The organism is Paenibacillus sp. FSL L8-0158 (genome assembly GCF_038592965.1).
Classification (GTDB): Bacteria; Bacillota; Bacilli; order Paenibacillales; family Paenibacillaceae; genus Paenibacillus; species Paenibacillus polymyxa_D.
The window spans coordinates 1,185,871-1,206,183 of the sequence record NZ_CP151949.1 but is presented as its reverse complement, the minus strand read 5'-3'; the positions used below and the strand labels follow the sequence as shown (position 1 = coordinate 1,206,183).

The 20,313-nt window shown below is 48.1% G+C and carries 17 protein-coding genes; 3 read left to right on the top strand and 14 right to left on the bottom strand.

All coding sequences use genetic code 11. The annotated features are described in order from the left end of the window. Positions 1 to 114 precede the first annotated feature (114 nt). Positions 115 to 1,488: an N-acyl-D-glucosamine 2-epimerase gene (locus NSQ68_RS05365; protein WP_342429076.1), complete on the bottom strand. Its 1,374-nt coding sequence runs from the start codon at positions 1,486 to 1,488 to the stop codon at positions 115 to 117. 259 nt (positions 1,489 to 1,747) lie between these two features. Here NSQ68_RS05365 and NSQ68_RS05360 point away from each other — a divergent pair, with 259 nt between their 5' ends. Further along, on the top strand, positions 1,748 to 2,539 hold the full coding sequence (locus NSQ68_RS05360; protein ID WP_307348146.1) for an SDR family NAD(P)-dependent oxidoreductase: 792 nt from the start codon (positions 1,748 to 1,750) through the stop codon (positions 2,537 to 2,539). Positions 2,540 to 2,661: 122 nt separating this feature from the next. Here the strand turns inward: NSQ68_RS05360 and NSQ68_RS05355 are convergent, their stop codons facing one another. Then, positions 2,662 to 3,456, bottom strand: coding sequence for a TIGR02206 family membrane protein (locus NSQ68_RS05355; RefSeq protein WP_342428218.1), 795 nt, complete (start codon positions 3,454 to 3,456; stop codon positions 2,662 to 2,664). A 152-nt stretch (positions 3,457 to 3,608) separates the two neighbouring features. On the opposite strand from NSQ68_RS05355, the gene NSQ68_RS05350 reads away from it, so the two are divergent. Beyond that, complete coding sequence (locus NSQ68_RS05350) at positions 3,609 to 3,821, top strand: hypothetical protein (RefSeq protein WP_013309048.1); 213 nt, start codon at positions 3,609 to 3,611, stop codon at positions 3,819 to 3,821. A 93-nt stretch (positions 3,822 to 3,914) separates the two neighbouring features. Here NSQ68_RS05350 and NSQ68_RS05345 read toward each other — a convergent pair whose 3' ends face one another. From NSQ68_RS05345 to NSQ68_RS05315, 7 genes are all read right to left on the bottom strand, one after another. Beyond that, entirely contained in the window at positions 3,915 to 5,186 is a 1,272-nt protein-coding gene (locus NSQ68_RS05345) for a methyl-accepting chemotaxis protein (protein ID WP_342428217.1), read from the bottom strand. A 262-nt stretch (positions 5,187 to 5,448) separates the two neighbouring features. Next, positions 5,449 to 6,789 carry a hemolysin family protein gene (locus tag NSQ68_RS05340; protein ID WP_342428216.1) on the bottom strand — a complete coding sequence of 447 codons (1,341 nt, stop codon included), beginning with the start codon at positions 6,787 to 6,789 and terminating at the stop codon, positions 5,449 to 5,451. Positions 6,790 to 6,930: 141 nt separating this feature from the next. Beyond that, positions 6,931 to 7,590 carry an SGNH/GDSL hydrolase family protein gene (locus tag NSQ68_RS05335; RefSeq protein ID WP_342428215.1) on the bottom strand — a complete coding sequence of 220 codons (660 nt, stop codon included), beginning with the start codon at positions 7,588 to 7,590 and terminating at the stop codon, positions 6,931 to 6,933. A 168-nt stretch (positions 7,591 to 7,758) separates the two neighbouring features. Further along, positions 7,759 to 8,676 carry a PD-(D/E)XK nuclease family protein gene (locus NSQ68_RS05330; protein WP_342428214.1) on the bottom strand — a complete coding sequence of 306 codons (918 nt, stop codon included), beginning with the start codon at positions 8,674 to 8,676 and terminating at the stop codon, positions 7,759 to 7,761. Between the two features lie 116 nt (positions 8,677 to 8,792). Then, on the bottom strand, positions 8,793 to 10,103 hold the full coding sequence (locus NSQ68_RS05325; protein ID WP_342428213.1) for a galactokinase family protein: 1,311 nt from the start codon (positions 10,101 to 10,103) through the stop codon (positions 8,793 to 8,795). Between the two features lie 189 nt (positions 10,104 to 10,292). Then, complete coding sequence (locus tag NSQ68_RS05320) at positions 10,293 to 11,816, bottom strand: copper amine oxidase N-terminal domain-containing protein (protein ID WP_342428212.1); 1,524 nt, start codon at positions 11,814 to 11,816, stop codon at positions 10,293 to 10,295. Positions 11,817 to 11,917: 101 nt separating this feature from the next. Beyond that, entirely contained in the window at positions 11,918 to 13,582 is a 1,665-nt protein-coding gene (locus NSQ68_RS05315; protein ID WP_342428211.1) for a PucR family transcriptional regulator ligand-binding domain-containing protein, read from the bottom strand. Between the two features lie 243 nt (positions 13,583 to 13,825). Here NSQ68_RS05315 and ald point away from each other — a divergent pair, with 243 nt between their 5' ends. Beyond that, the gene (gene ald / locus NSQ68_RS05310) at positions 13,826 to 14,956 is read left to right on the top strand and encodes an alanine dehydrogenase (RefSeq protein WP_342428210.1); all 1,131 of its coding nucleotides are present in this window, start codon (positions 13,826 to 13,828) and stop codon (positions 14,954 to 14,956) included. Between the two features lie 96 nt (positions 14,957 to 15,052). Here ald and NSQ68_RS05305 read toward each other — a convergent pair whose 3' ends face one another. From NSQ68_RS05305 to NSQ68_RS05285, 5 genes are all read right to left on the bottom strand, one after another. Next, complete coding sequence (locus NSQ68_RS05305; RefSeq protein WP_307348111.1) at positions 15,053 to 15,589, bottom strand: mismatch-specific DNA-glycosylase; 537 nt, start codon at positions 15,587 to 15,589, stop codon at positions 15,053 to 15,055. 14 nt (positions 15,590 to 15,603) lie between these two features. Next, complete coding sequence (locus tag NSQ68_RS05300) at positions 15,604 to 16,467, bottom strand: aldo/keto reductase (RefSeq protein WP_342428209.1); 864 nt, start codon at positions 16,465 to 16,467, stop codon at positions 15,604 to 15,606. Positions 16,468 to 16,479: 12 nt separating this feature from the next. Next, the gene (locus NSQ68_RS05295) at positions 16,480 to 17,733 is read right to left on the bottom strand and encodes a hypothetical protein (RefSeq protein ID WP_342428208.1); all 1,254 of its coding nucleotides are present in this window, start codon (positions 17,731 to 17,733) and stop codon (positions 16,480 to 16,482) included. 149 nt (positions 17,734 to 17,882) lie between these two features. Beyond that, positions 17,883 to 19,337 carry a substrate-binding domain-containing protein gene (locus NSQ68_RS05290; protein ID WP_342428207.1) on the bottom strand — a complete coding sequence of 485 codons (1,455 nt, stop codon included), beginning with the start codon at positions 19,335 to 19,337 and terminating at the stop codon, positions 17,883 to 17,885. Positions 19,338 to 19,530: 193 nt separating this feature from the next. Continuing rightward, a complete protein-coding gene (locus NSQ68_RS05285; RefSeq protein ID WP_342425746.1) occupies positions 19,531 to 20,295 on the bottom strand; it encodes a class I SAM-dependent methyltransferase in 765 nt (254 codons plus the stop codon). Positions 20,296 to 20,313: the final 18 nt, after the last annotated feature.

Below are 20,313 nucleotides of genomic sequence, written 5' to 3'. Positions count from 1 at the left end.
TTCACTCCACTATTTGTTTATGTTTTGAAAAGATGTTGCCTTACTATATACAACTCAATAATGCTACGGCAAATGAGCCGTTTATACAGCTGTTATTTTGTTATTACCCAAATTTTAAGGAATCCTCACTTCATGCTCTGGCAGATTGCGATGTACCTTCCTCCCCTTAAGCAGCCACAGCTCCGGTGTATCCTGCACACCATCAAGGCGCAAGCTGAACGCCCCCGCTGGTAAATTGCGTATACGCAGCAATAGACGGTTTCCGTCTGCTACGGCATCCACAAGCTCCAACAACGTTAGTGAATCGCTCCTTAGATGGCGGCTCAGGCCGCGTGTTGTACCTGCTCTGTCCTCCCGACTCCAAATACGCAGCTCATCTATAGACGGTGTGGCAATCCGCTTGCTGAAAGAAATAACCACCTCATCTTCGGCTGATCGTTCCGCCTTAAGCGGTTTGGGCGGCTCATCGTACATGTAACCACCCAAATGGTATTCATAGGCGGTCCAGGCGTCGTACCCGCCCTCCAGAGCGGTAGCCCCAAACCTCTGCGTCCACTCGCTGTCCCGAACCATACGCGCGAGAGAACCGATATCCGCCTGCACCCCGAGGGGCAGACCCGGATAAGCGGCCCGTATCGACTGCGCGATGCGGGCGTAGCCGCGGATATACTGTGGCGGCAGACGGCGACGCATCCAGTCCGGCCAATGGGTCTGGAGCACGTGCATATCCGGGGCTACGCACCCGATCATGGCTACCGCGTCCAGACCCTGCCATTCCCGTAGCTGGCCGGGGACATCGCCGCGTCCGCTCACAGCAAGCGACCATGTCGCCACGCAGATGTCCGGCCGGACATCACGCACACCACCCGCACCGTTTACTAGCTCGCTGATCAGGCCATTCACGGCGTCCACACGCAGTTCAACCCACTGCGCGTACAGCTTCGGAACCTTCCGGTAATAATTCCGCGCATGCTTGTCGCGAAAATCCGGAATGTCCTCACCGCTACGCTCGCGAAAGGCGCGCTGTGCATGCGGCCCAACATCCCCGTACACTCCACTGCGCAGCCCGTTCCATTCGGGGAAATAAGGCTCCGCCACCTCGAACCCGTCGAACGGAATGTCGGTGACGAGCCGGGCAGCGGCTTTCTTTTTCCATTCCACATACTCCTGGGCAAAATGCGAAAGCCGCTGAAATCCGTCGTTCGGTTCGCGCAGCAGCTCCATGCGCCATCCTTTCCACTCCGGCGGCAGCTGGGACACGCCAAAAGAACCGTTGCCCAGCACCATCGCCCACACCGCTATGCCTCTGCGTTGAAAAGCAGCAACAAGCGCTCCATCCACTTCATTTTCACGCACGACAAAATAATGAACGGTCTGGTAGCCCGCAAGGGCGATCTCATCTGCTATACTGTCCCGCGAACGGTTGGCGTAATAGGGAAACAACGGATCGATCTGAATACTGGGGCCGCTCAGTGCCCACGGTTTCATTTTCCCCGTCAGTGCTATAGCGTCTGTCGATTCGGGTTGGTCATTTGCGTTATAGCTCAATTCGATCCACCTCCGTCACTCGGTCTTCTCCGATACGTGTTCCTGCTATATATTTTTGCTACAAGTTCCTGCTGGTTCCCTATATTACCATATTTCGCAAACGGGATGAAATCCAACCGTGACTGTTTCACCATCAACGTCCAGAGGTATGGAATAACGAGTCAGGTTTAGTTTATGAACGGAATGGGAGGAATAGTCAATGGCAGAGCAGAGATTGCAAGGAAAGATAGCAGTGGTCAGTGGTGGGGGTTCAGGAATCGGCAAGGCGACCGCGATCCGTTTTGCAGAACAAGGCGCCAAGGTGGTCATGCTGGATCGGACACCCAAGCATGCAGAGGAGACCAAAGCAATTATTGAGCAGGCTGGCGGTGAAGCACTTGTGCTGGAATGTGATATTTCCAAGCCGGATATGATTCAGCAGGGGTTCGCTAAAGTCGTGGAAACGTACGGAAAGTTGGATATCGTGTTCGCCAACGCAGGCATTAACGGCACCATGGCCCCTATCGAGACACTGGAGCTGGAGGAATGGGATCGCACGATGAACATTAATCTTCGCGGCACCTTTGCTACCGTTAAATATGCCGTCCCTTACCTTAAAGAACGCGGCGGCAGCATTATCATTACCAGCTCCATCAACGGTAATCGAACCTTTTCAGGTATTGGATTCTCAGCCTACGCCTCCACCAAGGCAGCTCAGGTTGCGTTTATGAAAATGGCAGCGCTGGAGCTGGCACGTTACAAAATTCGGGTCAACGCGATATGCCCGGGAGCCATCGACACGCAAATTGACAATAACACGTACCCTTCGGAAGACTTGAAGAAGGTACAAATTCCAGTCGAATTTCCGGAGGGCGGAGAGCATCCGCTAGAGGATGCCCCTGGTGAACCAGAGCAGGTTGCCAATCTGGTCCTGTTTCTCGCCTCAGACGAGTCATCTCATGTATCGGGTACGGAAATTTATGTAGACGGAGCAGAATCACTACTGCGTTAAGTATTAGAATGGAGAACGTTATCCCCAGGCGTACTACTGTTTAGGCATTCTTAGCATTCTTAGCATTCTTAGCAGCCTTACCCTAGTCATTTACTTGTGGAGAAGGCTGCTTTCATATGGCATTACAACGGCTTTGATGTCGACCTATCAGCATCATGCAAAGCTCCTTTGCGAAAGCGAACATACAGCCTGCCTCCCGGGAGCACCTCGAACAACAGCATCAGAAGCGAAAAGAACAGCAGTGCAATGGCTTCTTCTGCCAAAATGTACAGAGGATATGGCCCTAAAAAATCTAATATCGACGGTGTTGACGGCTTTCCGGCCAGAAACATATAGTTAGCTCCGAGAGCATCGTCTACGATCCACACCATCAGCGCCAAGCCATTCAGAAAAAGCATCACTCCTCCCACACTCTTCCATGTCGGTCGGAGTCCTTCTATCCAGGTCATATACAAGGCTGCCAGAATAATAGCACTATGAGCTACGAAAAAATGGATAAAACGATAATGCGGAAAGGCATATGCCAAATTAGGCGTGAGTACTGCTTGGAGCGCCCCTCCAATTCCGGCAAAAAGGATGATCGGATATAACCAGCGGCTTCGAAAAATGAGCATCAGGATAGACAGCAGTAGTGTCACACTGCACAGTTCTAATGGCAATGAGGTCTGGACATCCCAAATATGCTGCATCACATACCAAATATTCAGGGTCACCTCTGACAGAATGAGAACTGTAATTAACAACCAGCGAATTCCCTCCCTTACAGGCTTGTTCGACCGAATCCATCCCCTAGTCAGCCACAGCAACAAAGCGCATACAATGAGTCCCAATACAGCCAACCCATGTGACGGAGTAAAAGCCTCGAACCCTTCTGGCGCATTGGCATCAAACCAAGGCCCTGACCACGACCTATCCATAGCTAGCCCCCTTTGATCTCTTTCTCGATCTCTTTCTCGCTTCGTTGCATTCTATTTTATACCCAATAACCGATGAGGTTCTAGCCGTGTTTCTTGCTTGTTCAATACCTTACCTTTATGATAAAAGATATTATATTCAAAGGAGAACCCTCATGGCCATTAATCGCCGATTAATTACAGATCAGGATTTCAATGAGGCACTGGAACGTCATCTTCGTGTCCGAGTATTTCAGGATGACCAATTGATTGGCTCTGGCGGAATCATAATCCGTTTTGACGATCAAACCATCGTCGTGCAATCCAGCGTAAGTGATCTGGCTTACCACCCCAGAAAACAATGTGAGTTTTTTGAAATTAAAAAATAGCCACTACACACCGGGGAACCATTTTGCTGCGTTTTCCGGTGTATAGCGGCTACATTTTGTTTGTACATATCATGCATCACATGGGGGTTTCTGTTATAGTTGCATTCCACGTGTTTTCATCATGAGTTTATTCGTAAGCACTTTCAAATCCTCGGAAGAAGACGAAATTTCCTGCATAATTGCTGTCTCCTCATGAGCAGCTGTATAAATTTTGTGAGCCCCTTCAGAGAAGGCCCCAGACATTTGCTGAATACGATGGATCTGCTCAAAGGTTTGATCTACCCGATTCGTCTGCTCCGTTACGGCCTCTTCCATTAAACGGATGCTCTCGACAAATTCACGTACAATAGCGTTCAAATGGTTCAGCGTCTGATCCACAGAGCTTGTCCGTTCCGCCTCAGCACTGACCAATGACGTTTGCTGATGCATCAACTGCACTGTCTCTACGATTTGTGATTGCACACGGCTAACGATGGCATTTATTTGCTGCACAGATTCCGTACTTTGGGCGGCAAGTGCGCGAATTTGGTGAGCCACTACCGCAAACCCGTTCCCTTCTTCTCCCGCACGCGCCGCTTCTATGGAAGCATTTAACGCCAGCAGATGGGTTTGTTCAGCAATATCCTTCACGGTGCTTGTAATCGCTTCAATTTGGGAAGCTTCTTTTTCCAGTCGTGCAATTACCTGCTGCGAACGACCATGTGATGCTGTCAGCTCTCCCATTCCATCCATCAGGGATGAAAATACAGTCTGCGTCGAATCTACTGAATGCTCCATATGGCCTGACAGTTCCAGCATATGCCCCGATTTGCTACGCATCATTTTAAAATCGCCCAGCATTCGGTCTGCTGTTTTAATAGATTGGGCAGATGCTTGCTTTTGCTGCTCCACACCATTCAAAATATCTTCTACCACCGAAGACATGGACTCAATTTGTGTGGTAGCCTGCGCAATAGCCAAGCTCAGGTTTTCCGCACTTTGCGAAGTGGTTCTGGTGCTGTACGAGATCTCATTGAACATATCTTTAATGTTCAGCATCATATGCCGAAATGCATCATACAGAACTTTGATTTCATCCTCCGAACGACGTTCAGGAATCACAACAGACAGGTTCCCCGCCGAAGCTTCCTCTGCCGCCTTTGCCAACCTAACAATTGGCCGTGTGAGTAATTTTGAGATCAACCAGCCCAAAATGCCACTCCACAGGACACCCAATAACAGAATGATCGAAGTGTACACCCATTCTTGTGTACCTTGAGCAAGCCAGTCCTTGAGTACAAAAATAAAAAAAGCGCTTGTTCCATAGGTTATTGCAGAAATTGAGACAAATGCAGTAACCATTTTCGTACCTAGTGACATCTTCATGTACTGTAGCCCACCCCAAAAAACTCAAATTTGATTCCATTTTACCATAAAATTGCTACATTTCTAGTAGTATTTTTCACAGACGGATATATTTATGAGCATAAAGATACAGAGTCTTAAGTCCCTACCCTAATTACAAAAAAACAATATGTTACCAGGTAGCAGCTTGCATCTTAAAATGGACGAATCGCGCTGCCACAAGCTTTACAGGCCTTCGTCACATTTTAAGCAAGCTGTTAATCTACAAAGTCATTTTCCATTATTAAAAATCATTGTCATTTTTCTGTTCAACGACTGTTTTCTTCATCGCTTCAATTGTGTCTATTTGGTGACTATTTTTTTCCAGTACGGTAAACTCCCATAAACCCATGGTCAGCTTCTCTCCTTGCTGGATATCAAAACGCTCTGAAAGCATCCATCCGCCAATCGTATATACGTCCCCGGCCTCAATATCCGTCTCCAAGCGCCGATTGACCTCATGAATGAGCGCCTGTGATTTGAGTATGTAACGATGATCATCTGTTTTTGTAATGAGTGGAGTTAACGCTGCGGAAGTTTCGGTGTCGGTATAGGAAGGAATGTCTCCAACAATCTCCTCCATAATATCCTCCAGTGTGACAAGTCCAGATGTTCCACCATATTCGTCCACCAGCACCGCTACTGGAATGCGCCGTTTTTGCATCTGAATCAGCAGATCCCGAGCCTGAACCGTCTCGATAACCTGAAGCACCGGATGAATATAAGAAGCCATCGTCGTATTCCCTGTGCTGTGCCCACGTGCCAAATCATGCAGGGCTTCCTTAACGCGAATCATCCCGATAATACGATCCCGGTCGCCATGTTCAGCTACAGGTAGAAAATTATAAACTTTGTCCTCGATCAGCTCCATAAACTCGGCCACTGTTGCCTGATGGGAGATGGAGCGGATGTGGATGCGCGGTACCATAATTTCCTGAGCTGCACGGTCGTCAAAATCAAATACATTGTTCAGATATCGATACTCTGTCGGTGTAATTTCACCACTACGAAAACCTTCAGATAATGCCAAACGAAGCTCAGCTTCACTGAGTGCTGCATCTTCTTCAGATACCTTTTTGAGCCCGAAGAGACCCGTAATGACACGCGATGAACGACTGAGCACCCAATTCAGGGGATAGGTCATTTTATAGAATATCGTGATCGGGCGGGCAAAAAACAATGCCATCGGTTCAGCAATCTGTATGGCGAATGTTTTGGGTACCAGCTCCCCAATGACCACCTCGAAATAGGTCAAGATCAGAAAAGCCAGCAAAAAGGAGAGCACTCCCGTCAGGCCTGCCGGAATATGAGCCAACACAAACAGGGGATGTAGCAGATGTTCAACAGTAGATTCTCCTAGCCAGCCTAGCGCCATTGAGGTTAATGTGGTTCCGAGCTGACAAGCAGATAAATACTCGTCCAGCCGAGACAGAATGTTTTTAACAGCTTTCGCATTTTTGTTGCCTTCAGAGGCCAATTGATTGATGCGAGATACCCGCACACGAATAATGGAATACTCCGAGGCCACAAAAAAAGCAGTTAATGTGATAAGTAATATAACCAGAATGATATTTATCGTTTCCATAGCCCTCTCTTGCTCCGTTCATGATGAAGCAAGAAGCCCCCCCTTTGACATTCATTTTTGGATGGAACCATAACATAAGTAATGATGTCCATAATCGTGTATTACCCAAAAATGACAAGGAGTAGACTATGTATGACTCTGTTAGCGTATCGCCAGCGGACTCTTTTGCACGATATCTATCCATTGATCAGCTATCAACTGATGCCCAACCGCTGTCGGATGAACCCCGTCATGCAGCCAATAGGAGGCGTCCGCCTTGGTAGCGGCTTCGTTCAACATGCTCTGAAGCGGCACAAATACGGCCCCAAATTCGTCCGCAAGCTGACGTACAATACGCTGGTATCCCGTTATTTTTTCTTGCCAAATATCCCATCGCGCCTCGGTAGCTCCCGTTTTCAAAATAAACGGTTCACACAACACCAGCCCGATATCGGGCATCACTTCACGCGTTTCTTCCAGAAGGTGGCGATAGGCTCGTTCAAATCGGTCCGTCACTCCGGACGGCTCCTGCTCTACGATCCGCCAGGCATCGTTCACTCCAATTAGAATACTGAGCAGGTCCGGCTTCAGGCTATACATGTCCTCATTCCAGCGTGCATACAAATCCGAAACTCGATCCCCCGAAATTCCCCGGTTCACAAATTCTGGCTGTGTGCTAGTCAAACGGCTCCCCAATGCACCTGCGATCAGATACACATAGCTCTGACCCAGCCAATGGTTCGCGTCCTCATTTCGTCCCCTTCCTCCGTCTGTTATAGAATCTCCCTGAAAAAGAATACGTGCATGTTCTGTACTCGTCATCTTCCTAACTTCCTCCTTCGCTTTTTCCAATAATACCCTTATCATACCTCGCATCATCTAAATTATAAAGCGGTTTCAAAACATAGAAGAATTATAGATTTGCCATATGACCGGATTCACTAGCGTTAATTATCGTAGGAATCCGGTGGCAACGGCGATCAAGTCATTTCACACCGCTCGGTACTTACACACCTCACGAAAATTACAGCCTCCGCACGCTCTGCGTGAAGGCATCGGAGTGAAGAAAGATTCGGGCTTGGGCCGGTTATAGTAATCGTCATCGAGACAGGATTTCATTTCATCGATGTATCGTCCTACATTACCAACCACTTTGTCGATATCTTCTTGCGCGGGACGATATACCTTATGCTCTCCTGTCATCAAATACTCCACACGTACCTCAATCTTCTCCAAAGGAAGCTGATAGTGCTCCTGCACGTAGGAAGCATACAAAAAAAGCTGGTCGGAAAAATCGCCTTCCTTGCCTGTTTTCCAATCCACGATGACCATGTCTCCATTGTCTCTACGGTAGAGCAAATCCATTTTGACATACACTTTCGTCTCATGAAGGAGCATCGTATCCCACTTCTCCACTTCTACAATTCTGGCCTTTCCCTGTTGCAGTTCACGCCAAACCGCAGTACGGTACAAATTGTGTATCACCGCGTGCTGCCGCTCCTTAATAAGGGCGATCCGTTCTGGAAGCACCTCGTCGTCGTAATAAACCTCCGCCAGCATGACGCGATTTTTCGGATCTTGTAGCCATAGCTCACGGTGTAGCGATTCCTTGTAGCTGTTATTCAACATGTTCTTCATAGCTGTCTCGAGGTATGCTGTGCGCGGGATAGCCCCTTTTTCCATCCATCCACGTATGACTGATTCACACATTTGATGCGTGATATTCCCGAATAAAATATATAAGTTGCTCAGTTGCTTGAGCCGATACAACGTAACTTGCTCTTCAGTGCCCTGTGCCGAATTCCAGCCATTATGCGAGCCGTAATAATGATAATAGTATTTTCGTAAGCATTCATCGAACGTTTGAGCCCTCGATTGCGAATAGGACCAGGACGGGTATATAGCCATGACAGGCCCTCCTTCATTAAAACTATCATCTCTTTATTATAACGCAAACCTGAGCTGTATCGGCGATAAAAAGGACGAAGACTTTAACCCATGGGTTAAAGTCTTCTACTGACTGACTAGCTTGTAAACTCGCAATGAGTCCGTTCAACATTTATCAAATCACTAACATTAACGGCACCGTCCTCACGGACGTTGACAACAAGTACCGGAGTTCCCAGCATTCCGCTAATCCACTCCTTATAATCATCCACATGATCATTCGGAAGAATCGTCAAGATGACACCAGCAAAGCCACCACCATGTACCCTGCATGCGCTGTTATCTATTGATTTTAAATACATTTCGGTTAAAGCCAGCGCAACCGATACGTCTTGTTCTCGCGCAACCCCACTTCTATATACGTTTTGGAGCCATTTCCATGAGGAATTACCAGATTCGGTAATGAGCCTCAGGAAATCAGTAAAACGCCCCTCCTCCAGTGATTTCACCTGTTCATCCACACGTCTATTTTCTTCAAAAAAATGCAACGCCCGCAGCACTGCACGGTCTCCTGCTTTTTCCCTGACCATCTTGAGGTTGGCATATAGATCCTCCGGCAATAAGTCACGGCAAACCGTTGCGCCTAAAGATTGTGCCACTGCACGCATTTCGTTGGGCACCGCCGCGTAATCGTCCGTTAAATCAGCATGATTTCCACCTGTATTTACAATAACGAGGGAATATCCGTTTTGTTCAAAATCCCAATGAACAGGATTTATGATCGGTTCCTTGGGATTTTCAAAGTCAATGGAAATCAAGCCGCCATATGCGCAAGCCATCTGATCGAGCAGTCCCGACGGCTTGTTCCAATAGCCATTTTCCGCATACTGACCAATTTTTGATTTAGCAACAGCGTCTAACGCTCCCTCGTTATAAAAATGATTCAATATCGTACATATCAACATTTCAAAAGAAGCGGAAGAACTTAAACCTGAAGCAGAGAATACATTACTTGATATATAAGCTTGGAATCCTCCGATACGGTATCCGAATTCAAGTAGACCAGCGGCAATACCACGGACCAGCAGCATCGTACTGTCATCCTCCGGTTTTGGCGACAAGTCAGTTAAATCGATGACGTACTTCGTCTTGTAGCCTTCAGAAAAGAATGTAATTACAGACTCCTCCACTTTAGAAGCTACAGCGATGGTATCGAGTGTAATACTGCCTGCCAGCACCTTCCCATGATTGTGGTCTGTATGATTTCCACCAATTTCGCAGCGTCCCGGAGCACTAAACAGTTCAATATCCCCTACACCAAAATGCTCCCGATACGCCTGTATAAGTGATTCATATCGAGTCATTTGCTCAGAGATTTGCTGTTGACCATACATTCGGGCAAGCACCCTTTGTCCCTCTCTGGAATTCAATAGTTCCATATCTTTCATCGTATATCCCCCTAATTGTATGTGTTTTCCTATGCTGGAATGATACTATAATTATCTCAATTTTCCCTGTATAAAAGTATGGCACTTTTCAAATTTGTAAGCGCTTATTTTAATCGCTTTACTGAGCATTTTACCAATATAACTAAAAAAGAACCAGCCCCTAATTGGGCTGGTTCCTTGAATTTCTTTTTAGTCGCGTTTCAGTACATATTCCCCATCATTATTACGAGTTACTGTGGCGCCAAGCGCCTCGGCAACTGATTTGAAAGGAACATACAATGTGCCATATTCATCCGTATATGGAGCTTGTGGCAGCGTCAATGTGCTTCCTTCCAATACAGCTTGTTTGGAGCCACTTTTCAGCTTAATCGTCTTACCTGTAATATCATCAATTACAGTAGTCTGTTTGGCAGCTGCATCCCATTTTAACTCGGAGTTCAGTTCGCCTGTCAGTTCACGCAATGGAATAAAGGCAGTGCCACCACGATTCTCCAAGACGTAGTAATCGTCTTTAGGATCGAAAGTTGTTTCTACTTTTGTAATTTCCAAATCATTTTTTAAAATGTTGTAGATCGGAGAATTCGCTTCAAAGTTGCGCAACGTCGCTCCGGGAGTTAATTCAGCTTGTTTATTCAAGTCAATAACACCGTTAGAAATATCCACTTTATCAGCCGTCACACTACCATTGACGTTCCAGGATTGAGTTTCGGTCAGAATTGTGAAGGACTTCACCGGAAGACCGTCCACATCTGGCAAAGCAACCGTCAGGTCTGTCGCCGCTTTGCGAACATTTCCCTTTTCATCAAAATACATGTCGCTTTTCAGAACCGTGTTAGCACTCAGAACCGTTTTGATTTCAGGGGACTGTGCATACATGGTGCTAACTCCTACATCATACTGATCAACGGCCAGATCCAAATACTTTTTAACTTCGGTATAAGCCTCATTGACCATTTTTTCTTTGTTAGCACTCAGTTCCGTGGTTACTTTATCACTACCTTCAATATTCATGCCAGAAGCGATCGTTTTCGTCATATCAATGGCTTGCCCGATCAGCTCTTTCAAGCCTGCTTCGTCCTTGGCCAGATTCGCCAGGAACGGTTTTACCAATGTTACCAGCTCATCACCACGAAGTTCAGCATGCAGATGGGTCAGTTTCACTTTGTCTTTTTCACCGTATACTTCCTCGGTTACAGACGTTGCCGAAATGGTCGAAGGGTTAGGCGCATGCTTGAGCATAAGTGCAGCGGCTGTTTTCGTCAGTTCTCTCACGTCTTTGGAATATACATATGGATCAAATCCAACAGGCAGACCGCTCAAACTCTCTTGCGAGTTCATAGATATGTAATAAGGTTTTTTGGCACCTTCCAGTTGAATAGCCAAACCTTGGCGGTCTAAAGCAAGTTCAAACGGCAAATTATACTTATCGATGTGCAATGTACCTTTGGCAGAAGCAAGTTCCTCCGATTGTACTTTGGCTTCATCCACAGTAACGGAAATCGAATTAATCAAATCTACGATTTCTTTATCTCCTTGCGTGATTCCTTCTTTGGGAGTCAACTTAAGAGAGATTTTCTCCGTTGTCTGCTGGGATTTCACATCAAGTGTTCCCAATAAATTTTTACTTACATCAAATCCGCCTACTGCCTGGCAACCTGTCAAAGCTACCATCAACAGAATAAGAGGGACGGCAATCCATTTTTTTATATTCATATTAATCCCCTTTCAAGATATTTCCGTAATCTCTTCTATTATCTCAGTGTTAACACGCATTGTAAATGAGTAGAATGGAAAATAGAACTAGTTATTTAGGATCAATTTTCAGCCTGAAGCATTCGGTAAGCCAGTAGTGCCATCTCCAGGCAACGACGTTTGTCAGGGTCTGCCAGATTTCCCTCTATGATTTCATTAATTTTATCTAGCCGATTATAGAGGGTCTGTCTGTGAATGTACAAAATTCCGGCGGTATCACGCTTGGAGCCATAGGATTGAAAATAGGCATCCAGTGTATCCAGAAGCTGCATATGGTGCTCACGATCATGCGCAATCAGCCCACCCAAATGATCCTCTACGAACTCTTGTAGAAAAGGAATGCGGGGCACCGCCTTCAACAACTGATAGATTCCGATGCTGTCGTAAAACAAACGATCCTTCATGACTGGGACGCTTCGTGCCACTTCAATGACCTCATATGCCTCTTCAAAACTGCGATCTGTCCCTGTCATACGATGCCTTACTTTACCAAAGCCTGCATGAATGCGCACCTTATGAAGCTGTCCTGCGGCATAGTTCTGAATATATTGAACTGTATGGGCAAGCACTTTTTTCATTTGCGCTACAGAACGCAGTGTTAATTCCTCCTTGGCACAAAGGATGTAGCATTGACTCCCCTTCATCATCAGCAGATTGTGCAACGTTTCCTTTTTCAACAATGAACGAAGCAGCACTAGCACATCCTGATTGATAGATTCCTTACGTACCTGACTGGCATCCTTGTCCTGATGTTCTACTTCGATAACCCCTGCCCAAAATAAATACTGCCCCTTCGATAACAATCGCAGGCCCATCCGGGTCTGGGCCTGTTCTTCACTAGGAAGCTGTCCGCTCAGTACATCCTGAATCAATTCATTTTGATTACGCAGCAATCGGTCTTCAAGAAACTGTGTTCTCAGCACCAAGGTAGCGGCTGCCTTGGCAGTGTAATCGAGTAGCAGCGACATTTCTTCCGTCGGCATTTCACTATGCAGCACCAGACCTACTGCGGAAAACACCTGACCGAAGCATACAACGGGCTGGAACAACACGGCGGTGGATTCATTCAGGTGAAACAGCAGATGTCCCTCCCGATCGGCGGTCATACTAGATTCCACTTCATTGGCATAAAAATCTGCAATACGGTCCGCCAGATCCGGCTGGACGGAAGGTACGAATCGATTGGTATCAATGGAGGACATGTAGATGACCTGCCGAGCTGCATAGTCATGAAGCACACGTAAGAGGGCGTTCATATCAGTACTGCGCAGGGTTTCCTGCTGAAGCTGACGTGAAAATCGTTCCAGATCTTTTAGTAGTTCATGATGTCGGTTAATAAGTAGAGAATGAATATCTTGTGTAATTTCAACAAAACGCACTGGCTGCTCAAATACGATGACTGGGAAGTGATGTCGTTCCGCCAACTCCAGAATTTCAGAAGGGATTTCATGAATGCTCGTGCCCAGCTCCACACACAATCCTGCGGCTTCCGAGCGGATCAGTTGCTCCATATACTCGGCGCGCTCTTCCCCCTTCCGGGTGAGCCACAGGCCGGTCGTCAAAATCAAGTCATGACGGCTCACAAACGGAGAGACATTTGTGATTTCTAGCACATGGACCCAACCCACACGGCGATGTACGCCCTGTTCCCCCGCCGCCAGCTTCGCCCGCCGGAAAACGGGACGTTCCAGCACATCCGCAATGGTAAATGTTTTTTTACCGTTCATCGGCATTCTCCTTATGTATATGTCTTTATGTCATTTTACATGACATATATTCATCAAAAAGTCGAGCCTTTAAGTCAGATAATCCGACAAAATGTATGATGTCAAGGAGCTTCACCCCTTGTAAACTGTACCTAATCTAACATGAATTGCATTTATCGGCTTGAGTCCATGTAACTAATCAGCAGCTGCACAAAAATGATAGTGTAATTTTCCTAACAATTATTTATAGGAGAGGTGAATGAAATGAAAATTGGGGTTCCGAAAGAGATTAAAAACAACGAAAATCGTGTCGCTCTAACGCCTGCAGGTGCAGCTCAAATGATCCAACACGGACACCATGTGTTTGTGGAAAGCCGCGCAGGTGTTGAAAGTGGCTTTACGGATGGAGATTATGCCGCTGCGGGTGCGACTCTTGTGCAGCAAGCTGCGGACGTGTGGTCCCAGGCGGATCTGATTATCAAGGTAAAAGAGCCGCTCCCCTCTGAATACGGATATTTTCGACCAGGATTGATTTTATTCACCTATCTGCATTTGGCTGCCGAGCCAGCACTGGCTCGCGCTTTAACAGACAACGGCGTAGCCGCCATTTCCTATGAGACACTAGATGTTGAAGGCAGCCTCCCGCTGCTTACTCCGATGAGTGAGGTTGCCGGTCGAATGGCTGTACAAATTGGAGCACAACTGCTGGAAAAACCAAAGGGGGGCAAAGGCATCCTGCTGGCGGGTGTGCCGGGGGTCAAACGCGGTAAAGTCACCATTATTGGCGGAGGGGTGGTCGGTACCAATGCGGCCAAGCTCGCCATCGGTCTCGGGGCAGATGTGACACTGATCGACCTGAGCCTGCAAAGACTGCGTCAACTGGACGATATTTTTGGCAATCAGCTCCATACGCTGGTGTCCACCCCGTCCAACATTGCTGAAGCCGTGGCGCAAAGTGATTTGCTGATCGGTGCCGTCCTGATCACTGGTGCCAAAGCCCCGCGACTCGTAACGGAAGCCATGGTACAGACGATGCAGCCCGGCTCTGTGATTGTGGATGTCGCCATCGACCAAGGCGGCATTGTCGAGACGATTGACCACATCACGACACACGACCAGCCTACCTATGTGAAGCATGGCGTCATTCACTATGCGGTAGCAAACATGCCAGGCGCGGTACCGCAAACCTCGACGCTGGCTCTGACGAACGCGACGCTCCCCTTTGCTCTCCAGCTCGCAGATCTGGGTGTGCAGGAGGCGCTTCGCAGAAGCAAGCCGCTGCTTAGCGGCACCAACGTCCTGAACGGACATATTACCTACGAAGCAGTCGCACGTGATCTGGGATATCCTTATGTTCCCGTGGAACAGGCATGGCAGGCGAAAGCCTTACAATAGAATAGAAACAGCTCAAAGAACCACACGCTCTTCCCCGCAGGGACTGAAGCGTGTGGTTCTTTTTGTGCTAGCTATATTCGCCGTACTTACTGCATTTCAGACAATTTCTGACGAAAGGAACGTTTGGAGACGGCTATAAATATCTGTGATTTCTTCCAGCGACATGCGCACCAATCCGCTAGACGAAGGTGCCACAAATTCATGCATCTCGGGAATTAGCGATTCAGGCTGAAATCCCCAATTTACTTTAGATTTTTTACTGTATTCGGTGTACACGCCTTTGCCGACAAAGCAAGCAACCTTCGGGCGGTATTCCTTTAGCTTCTCGTATAGCTTTAGACGTCCTTCGGCGTATTCCTCGCGTGCAATGTCCTCTACTCCCCTTGTGGGACGGGAAACAATGTTCGTAAATCCGAAGCCCAGCTTCAGCAGCTCTCGATCTTCCGATGGATCGTACAAGCGAGGTGTCAAGCCTGCTCCCTCCAGTATGCGCCAAAAGCGGTTGCGCGGATTCGCATAATGATGTCCTACCTCGCCTGATTTCAAGCTGGGATTAAAGCCGATGAATACAACGGATAATCCATAATCCAGATGATCATCTACCTCATGCAGTTCTGTCTCTCGCTCTGTCATGGGCTCCTCCTTCCTCAAACCATATCCAGCGGCTGCTTCCGCGTCGGCGGAGGAAAAGCTTCGTCTATTTGTTGAAGTTGTTCAGGGGTGAGCCGAATACTTGCTGCCGCTGCATTTTCTCGTACATGCGATTCCTGTACCGCCTTCGGAATGGCCCAGACATCACCGTCTCGTATGACCCACGCAAGCGCAATTTGCGATGGAGTTACCCCGTGGCTGGCAGCAATGTCTACCATAACAGGATGCTCCAGCAGGCCCCGTCGCAGGCGACCACCTTGGGCAATCGGGCAATAGGCCATCACAGGCACTCCATTCGCACGGCTCCAAGGTAGCAGATCATATTCGATGCCCCGCGAAGCCGCGTGATACAGCACTTGATTGACAGCGCAGGCTTCGCCTCCACTCAGGCTCCATAGCTCCTCCATGTCGGACTTGTCCAGGTTGGACACTCCCCAGCAGCGGACTTTGCCCTGCTCACGCAGTTTTTCCATACCTTCTATTGTCTCTTCCAGTGGAATATTCCCTCGCCAATGCAACAAATACATATCCATGTAATCCGTTCCCATGCGGGTTAAGCTCGCTTCGCACGCTTGAGCCAGTCCTTGGCGGTCCGCATGATGAGGGTAAGCCTTGCTGACAAGATAGACATCGTCCCGGCGCCCCTGAATGGCCTCTCCGACGATCTCTTCTGCGCCGCCCTCCGCATACATTTCAGCCGTGTCCACCAGCGTCATACCCAGCTCGAAGCCAAGTTGAAGCGCACGCACCTCCTCCTGCCGAAGTGAGGCTTTTTCGCCCATATTCCACGTGCCCTGCCCGATGAGCGGTACTTTACGACCGTCATTCCAAGTAATCGCACTTTTCTTATGTTGGCTCATATGCATTCCTCCTTAGGAGCCTGGTGTCACAGGCTTGTCAAATACATGGCTCTGCGTCCAATGCTGTCCACCATCCGAGGTAGTGTACATAACTGGGGCCTGCTCTGAGTCCGAAAAAATAGCCCAGCCTTCCTTGGCATTTGCCATCCCAATTTGCTGACCGCCATAACCGTCAAAGCCTTGCTTGCCATTGTTCCACGTCTTGCCGCCGTCACTCGTCCAGCCGATCGTATTGGGCTTGTCGCATGGTGCGCAGTAACCGCCCATCCATGCGGTACTGCTATTAACCGCATAGAGCATACCGGGTGCCGCCCCTTCATTTTTGGGAACCTGGTTGTCTTGTTGGCTAATACCTGGTGCCGGACCACCGCCAGCGGTGGCATTCGCCAGTACAGGACGCCAGCTTTGTCCACTATCGGCAGTATGCCAAAGCGAATACGACGTCTGATTCATCCCCGTATCTCCAACCAGCTCGATCCATGCGTTGCCACGTTCTACCGAACGAATAATGGCTCCATTTAGAGGCGCCTCTGTTGTCCGTGACATGACAGTAGTCCACTTTTGGCCCCCGTTAACGGTATGTAAAATCTGGAATGAACGGTCTGTGTCCTGCGTAACCGCCCAGCCGTTTTGCCGATCATGGTAATATGGCTGTCCTACCATGTGGCCAGGCACGGGGAGCGAAGACCAGCTTTGCCCGCCATCCTTCGTATATTGGTTGCCACTGAACCCTTCCTTGGATGATACAAAGTGTAAAAAGCCCGCTTGCCCTTGCTCAGGTACAGTCCCAACAACCTCCCAGCGTTTGCCGCCATCGCGAGTGGCCAGCAGCGATCCGCTGTCTGCCATAACAGCCCAGCCTTGCTGCCCGTTCAAGGCAAAAATCTGCTGAACCGTGCCTTGGCCCTGATATTGCACATTCCACGTCGATCCGACTGAACCGGATGCAGCCGCGTCCGTTCGGGCAATCCAGCCATTTCCACCGATCCAGCCGGATTGCCCGTCGATCAAACGCAGCGCGGTAATATTGTCCATGCGGACCTTCGCTTGAGTAGTGTCTGTGATTGCTTGTCCTCCTGTTTTCGGTGTATCTACAGGCGTTCCCGAACCATTCGCTTGTGCCGAGGCGGCACCCTTTTGCTCATTTTGAGCCGTTTGTCCTATTTGCGAACTTGTTTGTGAACTTGTTTGTGAGCCTGTTTCACACCCCGCTGTCACTATGGCTACGGCGAGTAAAAGCACCCAGACCGATGTTTTTTTCTTCATTTTCGTTCATCCCCTTATGTTGGTGATATACATGGCTGTGCGGGTATTGTATTCACAGCCACGTATATTCTATGTATTACCCTGCTGTCTTCGTTTCACTCTTAAGGTGAATATACGGAATGGACTGAATGCAAACCAGTGTTACAGGATTACGAGTTTACAGGAACAAAGCCGCCTTTTTCGATGGCCCGAGTTCCTTCTTCACTTTGCAGCCATTCGAGTAATCGTTGCATCGAAGGGCTTGGTTTCTCGCCTTCCCGTGTGACTACAAACAGTTGAGCTGTGAATGGATATTGCTTCGAGCGGATGTGCTCTTTGTTCGGCTCCACTCCATCAATAGACAAAAATTTGACCTCTTGACGATTATGCATCACATTTGCAAAATAATAAAATGAATATCCGAGCGCGTTGTAATCCTTGTTAAAATCTGCGACTGCATTAATCATACCACCCATAATGCCAATTTGTAGTTCACGTGGCGGGTCAGCCATTTCATGGCCTGCCATCACTTTCTTTTGCATATATGTCTGACTGCCTGAATTTTCTTCTCGCTGATAAGCAATGATCGGCTGGTCCTTGCCCCCTACTTCATTCCAATTGCGGATAGCCCCTTCATATATGCGACGAACCTGCTCCGAAGAAAGTCCGTCAACCGGATTGTCTTGATGTACGAGAAAAATAAACGCATCCCACCCAATGGGTGTGAGCTTCATTTGTATTCCCTGACTTTTCGCCAGCCGCAGTTCCTCATCGGAAGGACCAGCCACCAGAATCAGATCCGCCTTCTTTTCGATCAAATTGACATATGCCTGATGGGTCGTGTTGAATCTCAGTTCGTGCACTGCTCGCGCCTTGCTCATTCCGGTCAGTTCATGCAGCATATCCTGCGCAAACGGAATGGCCGCTGTAGCCCCGTCAACTACCGGAAAATCCCTCTCTGCAATGTACGGGCGTTGAGGAAGCATCAGTGTAATCGTCAGCACAATGACGAGCGCAGCAGATATCGCGGCAACAATCCATTGCCATCTATGATCCACCTTACCATTCTTGTCGGTTAGTGCTGGATAACGATTCACCCCGACTCCTACTACCATGCCAACTATCGGCAGCAGTGCAGCCAGTAGAAACCAGATTTCACCATGCTGTGTATATGGACCCAATACCTCTAACACAGGCTCCGCCCAAGCATGATAGAGTGAAAAGAGCCCCCACGCCCCTCCCGACACTTCAGCAGGTTGACCACCAGACCCTTGTATTCCTACAATCCACAACCACAGCCCACACAATAATGATAATAGTCCTGTCAGCATTAACGGAAGCTTGCCCATGTTGGACATACGCGCACTCAAGGCACCATAAGCTGCAAAGATGAGGCCGATAATCCATGCATATAGAAGCAGTATTACAATCACAGTTGTATCCGTTACACCTTCATGCCTCAGTAGAAGCTGCACTTGGGGTGCCACAACCATACTCCAAACTACATTAAACATGACTGAAAACAATCCAAACATAAACGTACCGCCCAACCATGGCCAAAACCATGCTGTCCGAACAGACTCATCCTTTTCCGGCTTGGTTATAACTCCCTTTGGATCAGACATGTACATCCCCCTATAACTAATGAATGAAATGAGACTGTAAGCCATTGCTTCTTCATTGTACAATTATGGTAAAGATTAGTATACGAGAGGAGGAAAAAAATGTCCTTATCCGATCATTCCAGCGACGAATTACTCAAGCTGCGTATGACAAAAAGGCCTCCCCACGGGAAAGGCCTTTTTGATCGAATCTTCTTTATATCGCTCTGGCATGGATCAGAAAACGGTGCTGCTTCACGTCCCAATAGCCATCACGTTTAATATCTAAATACAGACCATATAGCTGTTCTATATATTTCTCCGGCTGAAAGTCTGTAATCTGCCATTCGATTGCTTTTAAGTAATAGACAATCGCTCCAATATCGTAAAAGCGCTGTATCGGAAACTGTTCCTGCTGCTCTAAAATTTCGAAGCCATTGCTTTTCAAACCTGCAAGTGCTTGAGAAAGGGTCCAGTCCGCATACTCGTATTCAGGTGCTCCCAAACGGTCGTTGATGCCCGCACAATCCAGGCCCCCTACCTGTTGAGTCAAAAACGTCCCACCTGGTCGCAAAATACGCCGTACCTCCGTTGGCGAAAATGACTCATGCTTATTCAGCACGAGGTCGAACCCGGCATCGCCAAACGGAAGGGAATCGTCATCCTGTATAGCCATAACGCGCACACCCAGTGGCTCCAATCTTTCCTTGGCGATAGGAACATTCGGTGCATACGCTTCTGTCGCACATACGATCTCTGGAAAAGGGCGTAGCCGAGATAATAGCTCTCCCCCGCCTGTTCCCATATCCAGCATCGCCTTGGATGAATGAATAAACTTCATAGCCTTGCTGACATAAGACCATTCCAAGGGCTCGCTCGCCACACGTCCCGTATCCGAGATGAATGAAAAATCCCATCCGGAAAATGACTGCTTATAATTCTCCAAGAACTGTAGAAATTCACGATCTTCTGTATATTTCATATTATTTTTGCTCCTCCA

Coding starts and splice junctions, on each gene's coding strand:
- NSQ68_RS05335 (WP_342428215.1), bottom strand. CDS start 7,590: ATGACGAGTACAGAACATGCACGTATTCTTTTTCAGGGAGATTCTATA.
- NSQ68_RS05285 (WP_342425746.1), bottom strand. CDS start 20,295: ATGAAATATACAGAAGATCGTGAATTTCTACAGTTCTTGGAGAATTAT.
- NSQ68_RS05355 (WP_342428218.1), bottom strand. CDS start 3,456: ATGGATAGGTCGTGGTCAGGGCCTTGGTTTGATGCCAATGCGCCAGAA.
- NSQ68_RS05320 (WP_342428212.1), bottom strand. CDS start 11,816: ATGAATATAAAAAAATGGATTGCCGTCCCTCTTATTCTGTTGATGGTA.
- NSQ68_RS05360 (WP_307348146.1), top strand. CDS start 1,748: ATGGCAGAGCAGAGATTGCAAGGAAAGATAGCAGTGGTCAGTGGTGGG.
- NSQ68_RS05345 (WP_342428217.1), bottom strand. CDS start 5,186: ATGAAGATGTCACTAGGTACGAAAATGGTTACTGCATTTGTCTCAATT.
- NSQ68_RS05330 (WP_342428214.1), bottom strand. CDS start 8,676: ATGGCTATATACCCGTCCTGGTCCTATTCGCAATCGAGGGCTCAAACG.
- NSQ68_RS05325 (WP_342428213.1), bottom strand. CDS start 10,103: ATGAAAGATATGGAACTATTGAATTCCAGAGAGGGACAAAGGGTGCTT.
- NSQ68_RS05340 (WP_342428216.1), bottom strand. CDS start 6,789: ATGGAAACGATAAATATCATTCTGGTTATATTACTTATCACATTAACT.
- NSQ68_RS05295 (WP_342428208.1), bottom strand. CDS start 17,733: ATGAAGAAAAAAACATCGGTCTGGGTGCTTTTACTCGCCGTAGCCATA.
- NSQ68_RS05290 (WP_342428207.1), bottom strand. CDS start 19,337: ATGTCTGATCCAAAGGGAGTTATAACCAAGCCGGAAAAGGATGAGTCT.
- NSQ68_RS05365 (WP_342429076.1), bottom strand. CDS start 1,488: ATGAAACCGTGGGCACTGAGCGGCCCCAGTATTCAGATCGATCCGTTG.
- ald (WP_342428210.1), top strand. CDS start 13,826: ATGAAAATTGGGGTTCCGAAAGAGATTAAAAACAACGAAAATCGTGTC.
- NSQ68_RS05350 (WP_013309048.1), top strand. CDS start 3,609: ATGGCCATTAATCGCCGATTAATTACAGATCAGGATTTCAATGAGGCA.
- NSQ68_RS05300 (WP_342428209.1), bottom strand. CDS start 16,467: ATGAGCCAACATAAGAAAAGTGCGATTACTTGGAATGACGGTCGTAAA.
- NSQ68_RS05315 (WP_342428211.1), bottom strand. CDS start 13,582: ATGAACGGTAAAAAAACATTTACCATTGCGGATGTGCTGGAACGTCCC.
- NSQ68_RS05305 (WP_307348111.1), bottom strand. CDS start 15,589: ATGACAGAGCGAGAGACAGAACTGCATGAGGTAGATGATCATCTGGAT.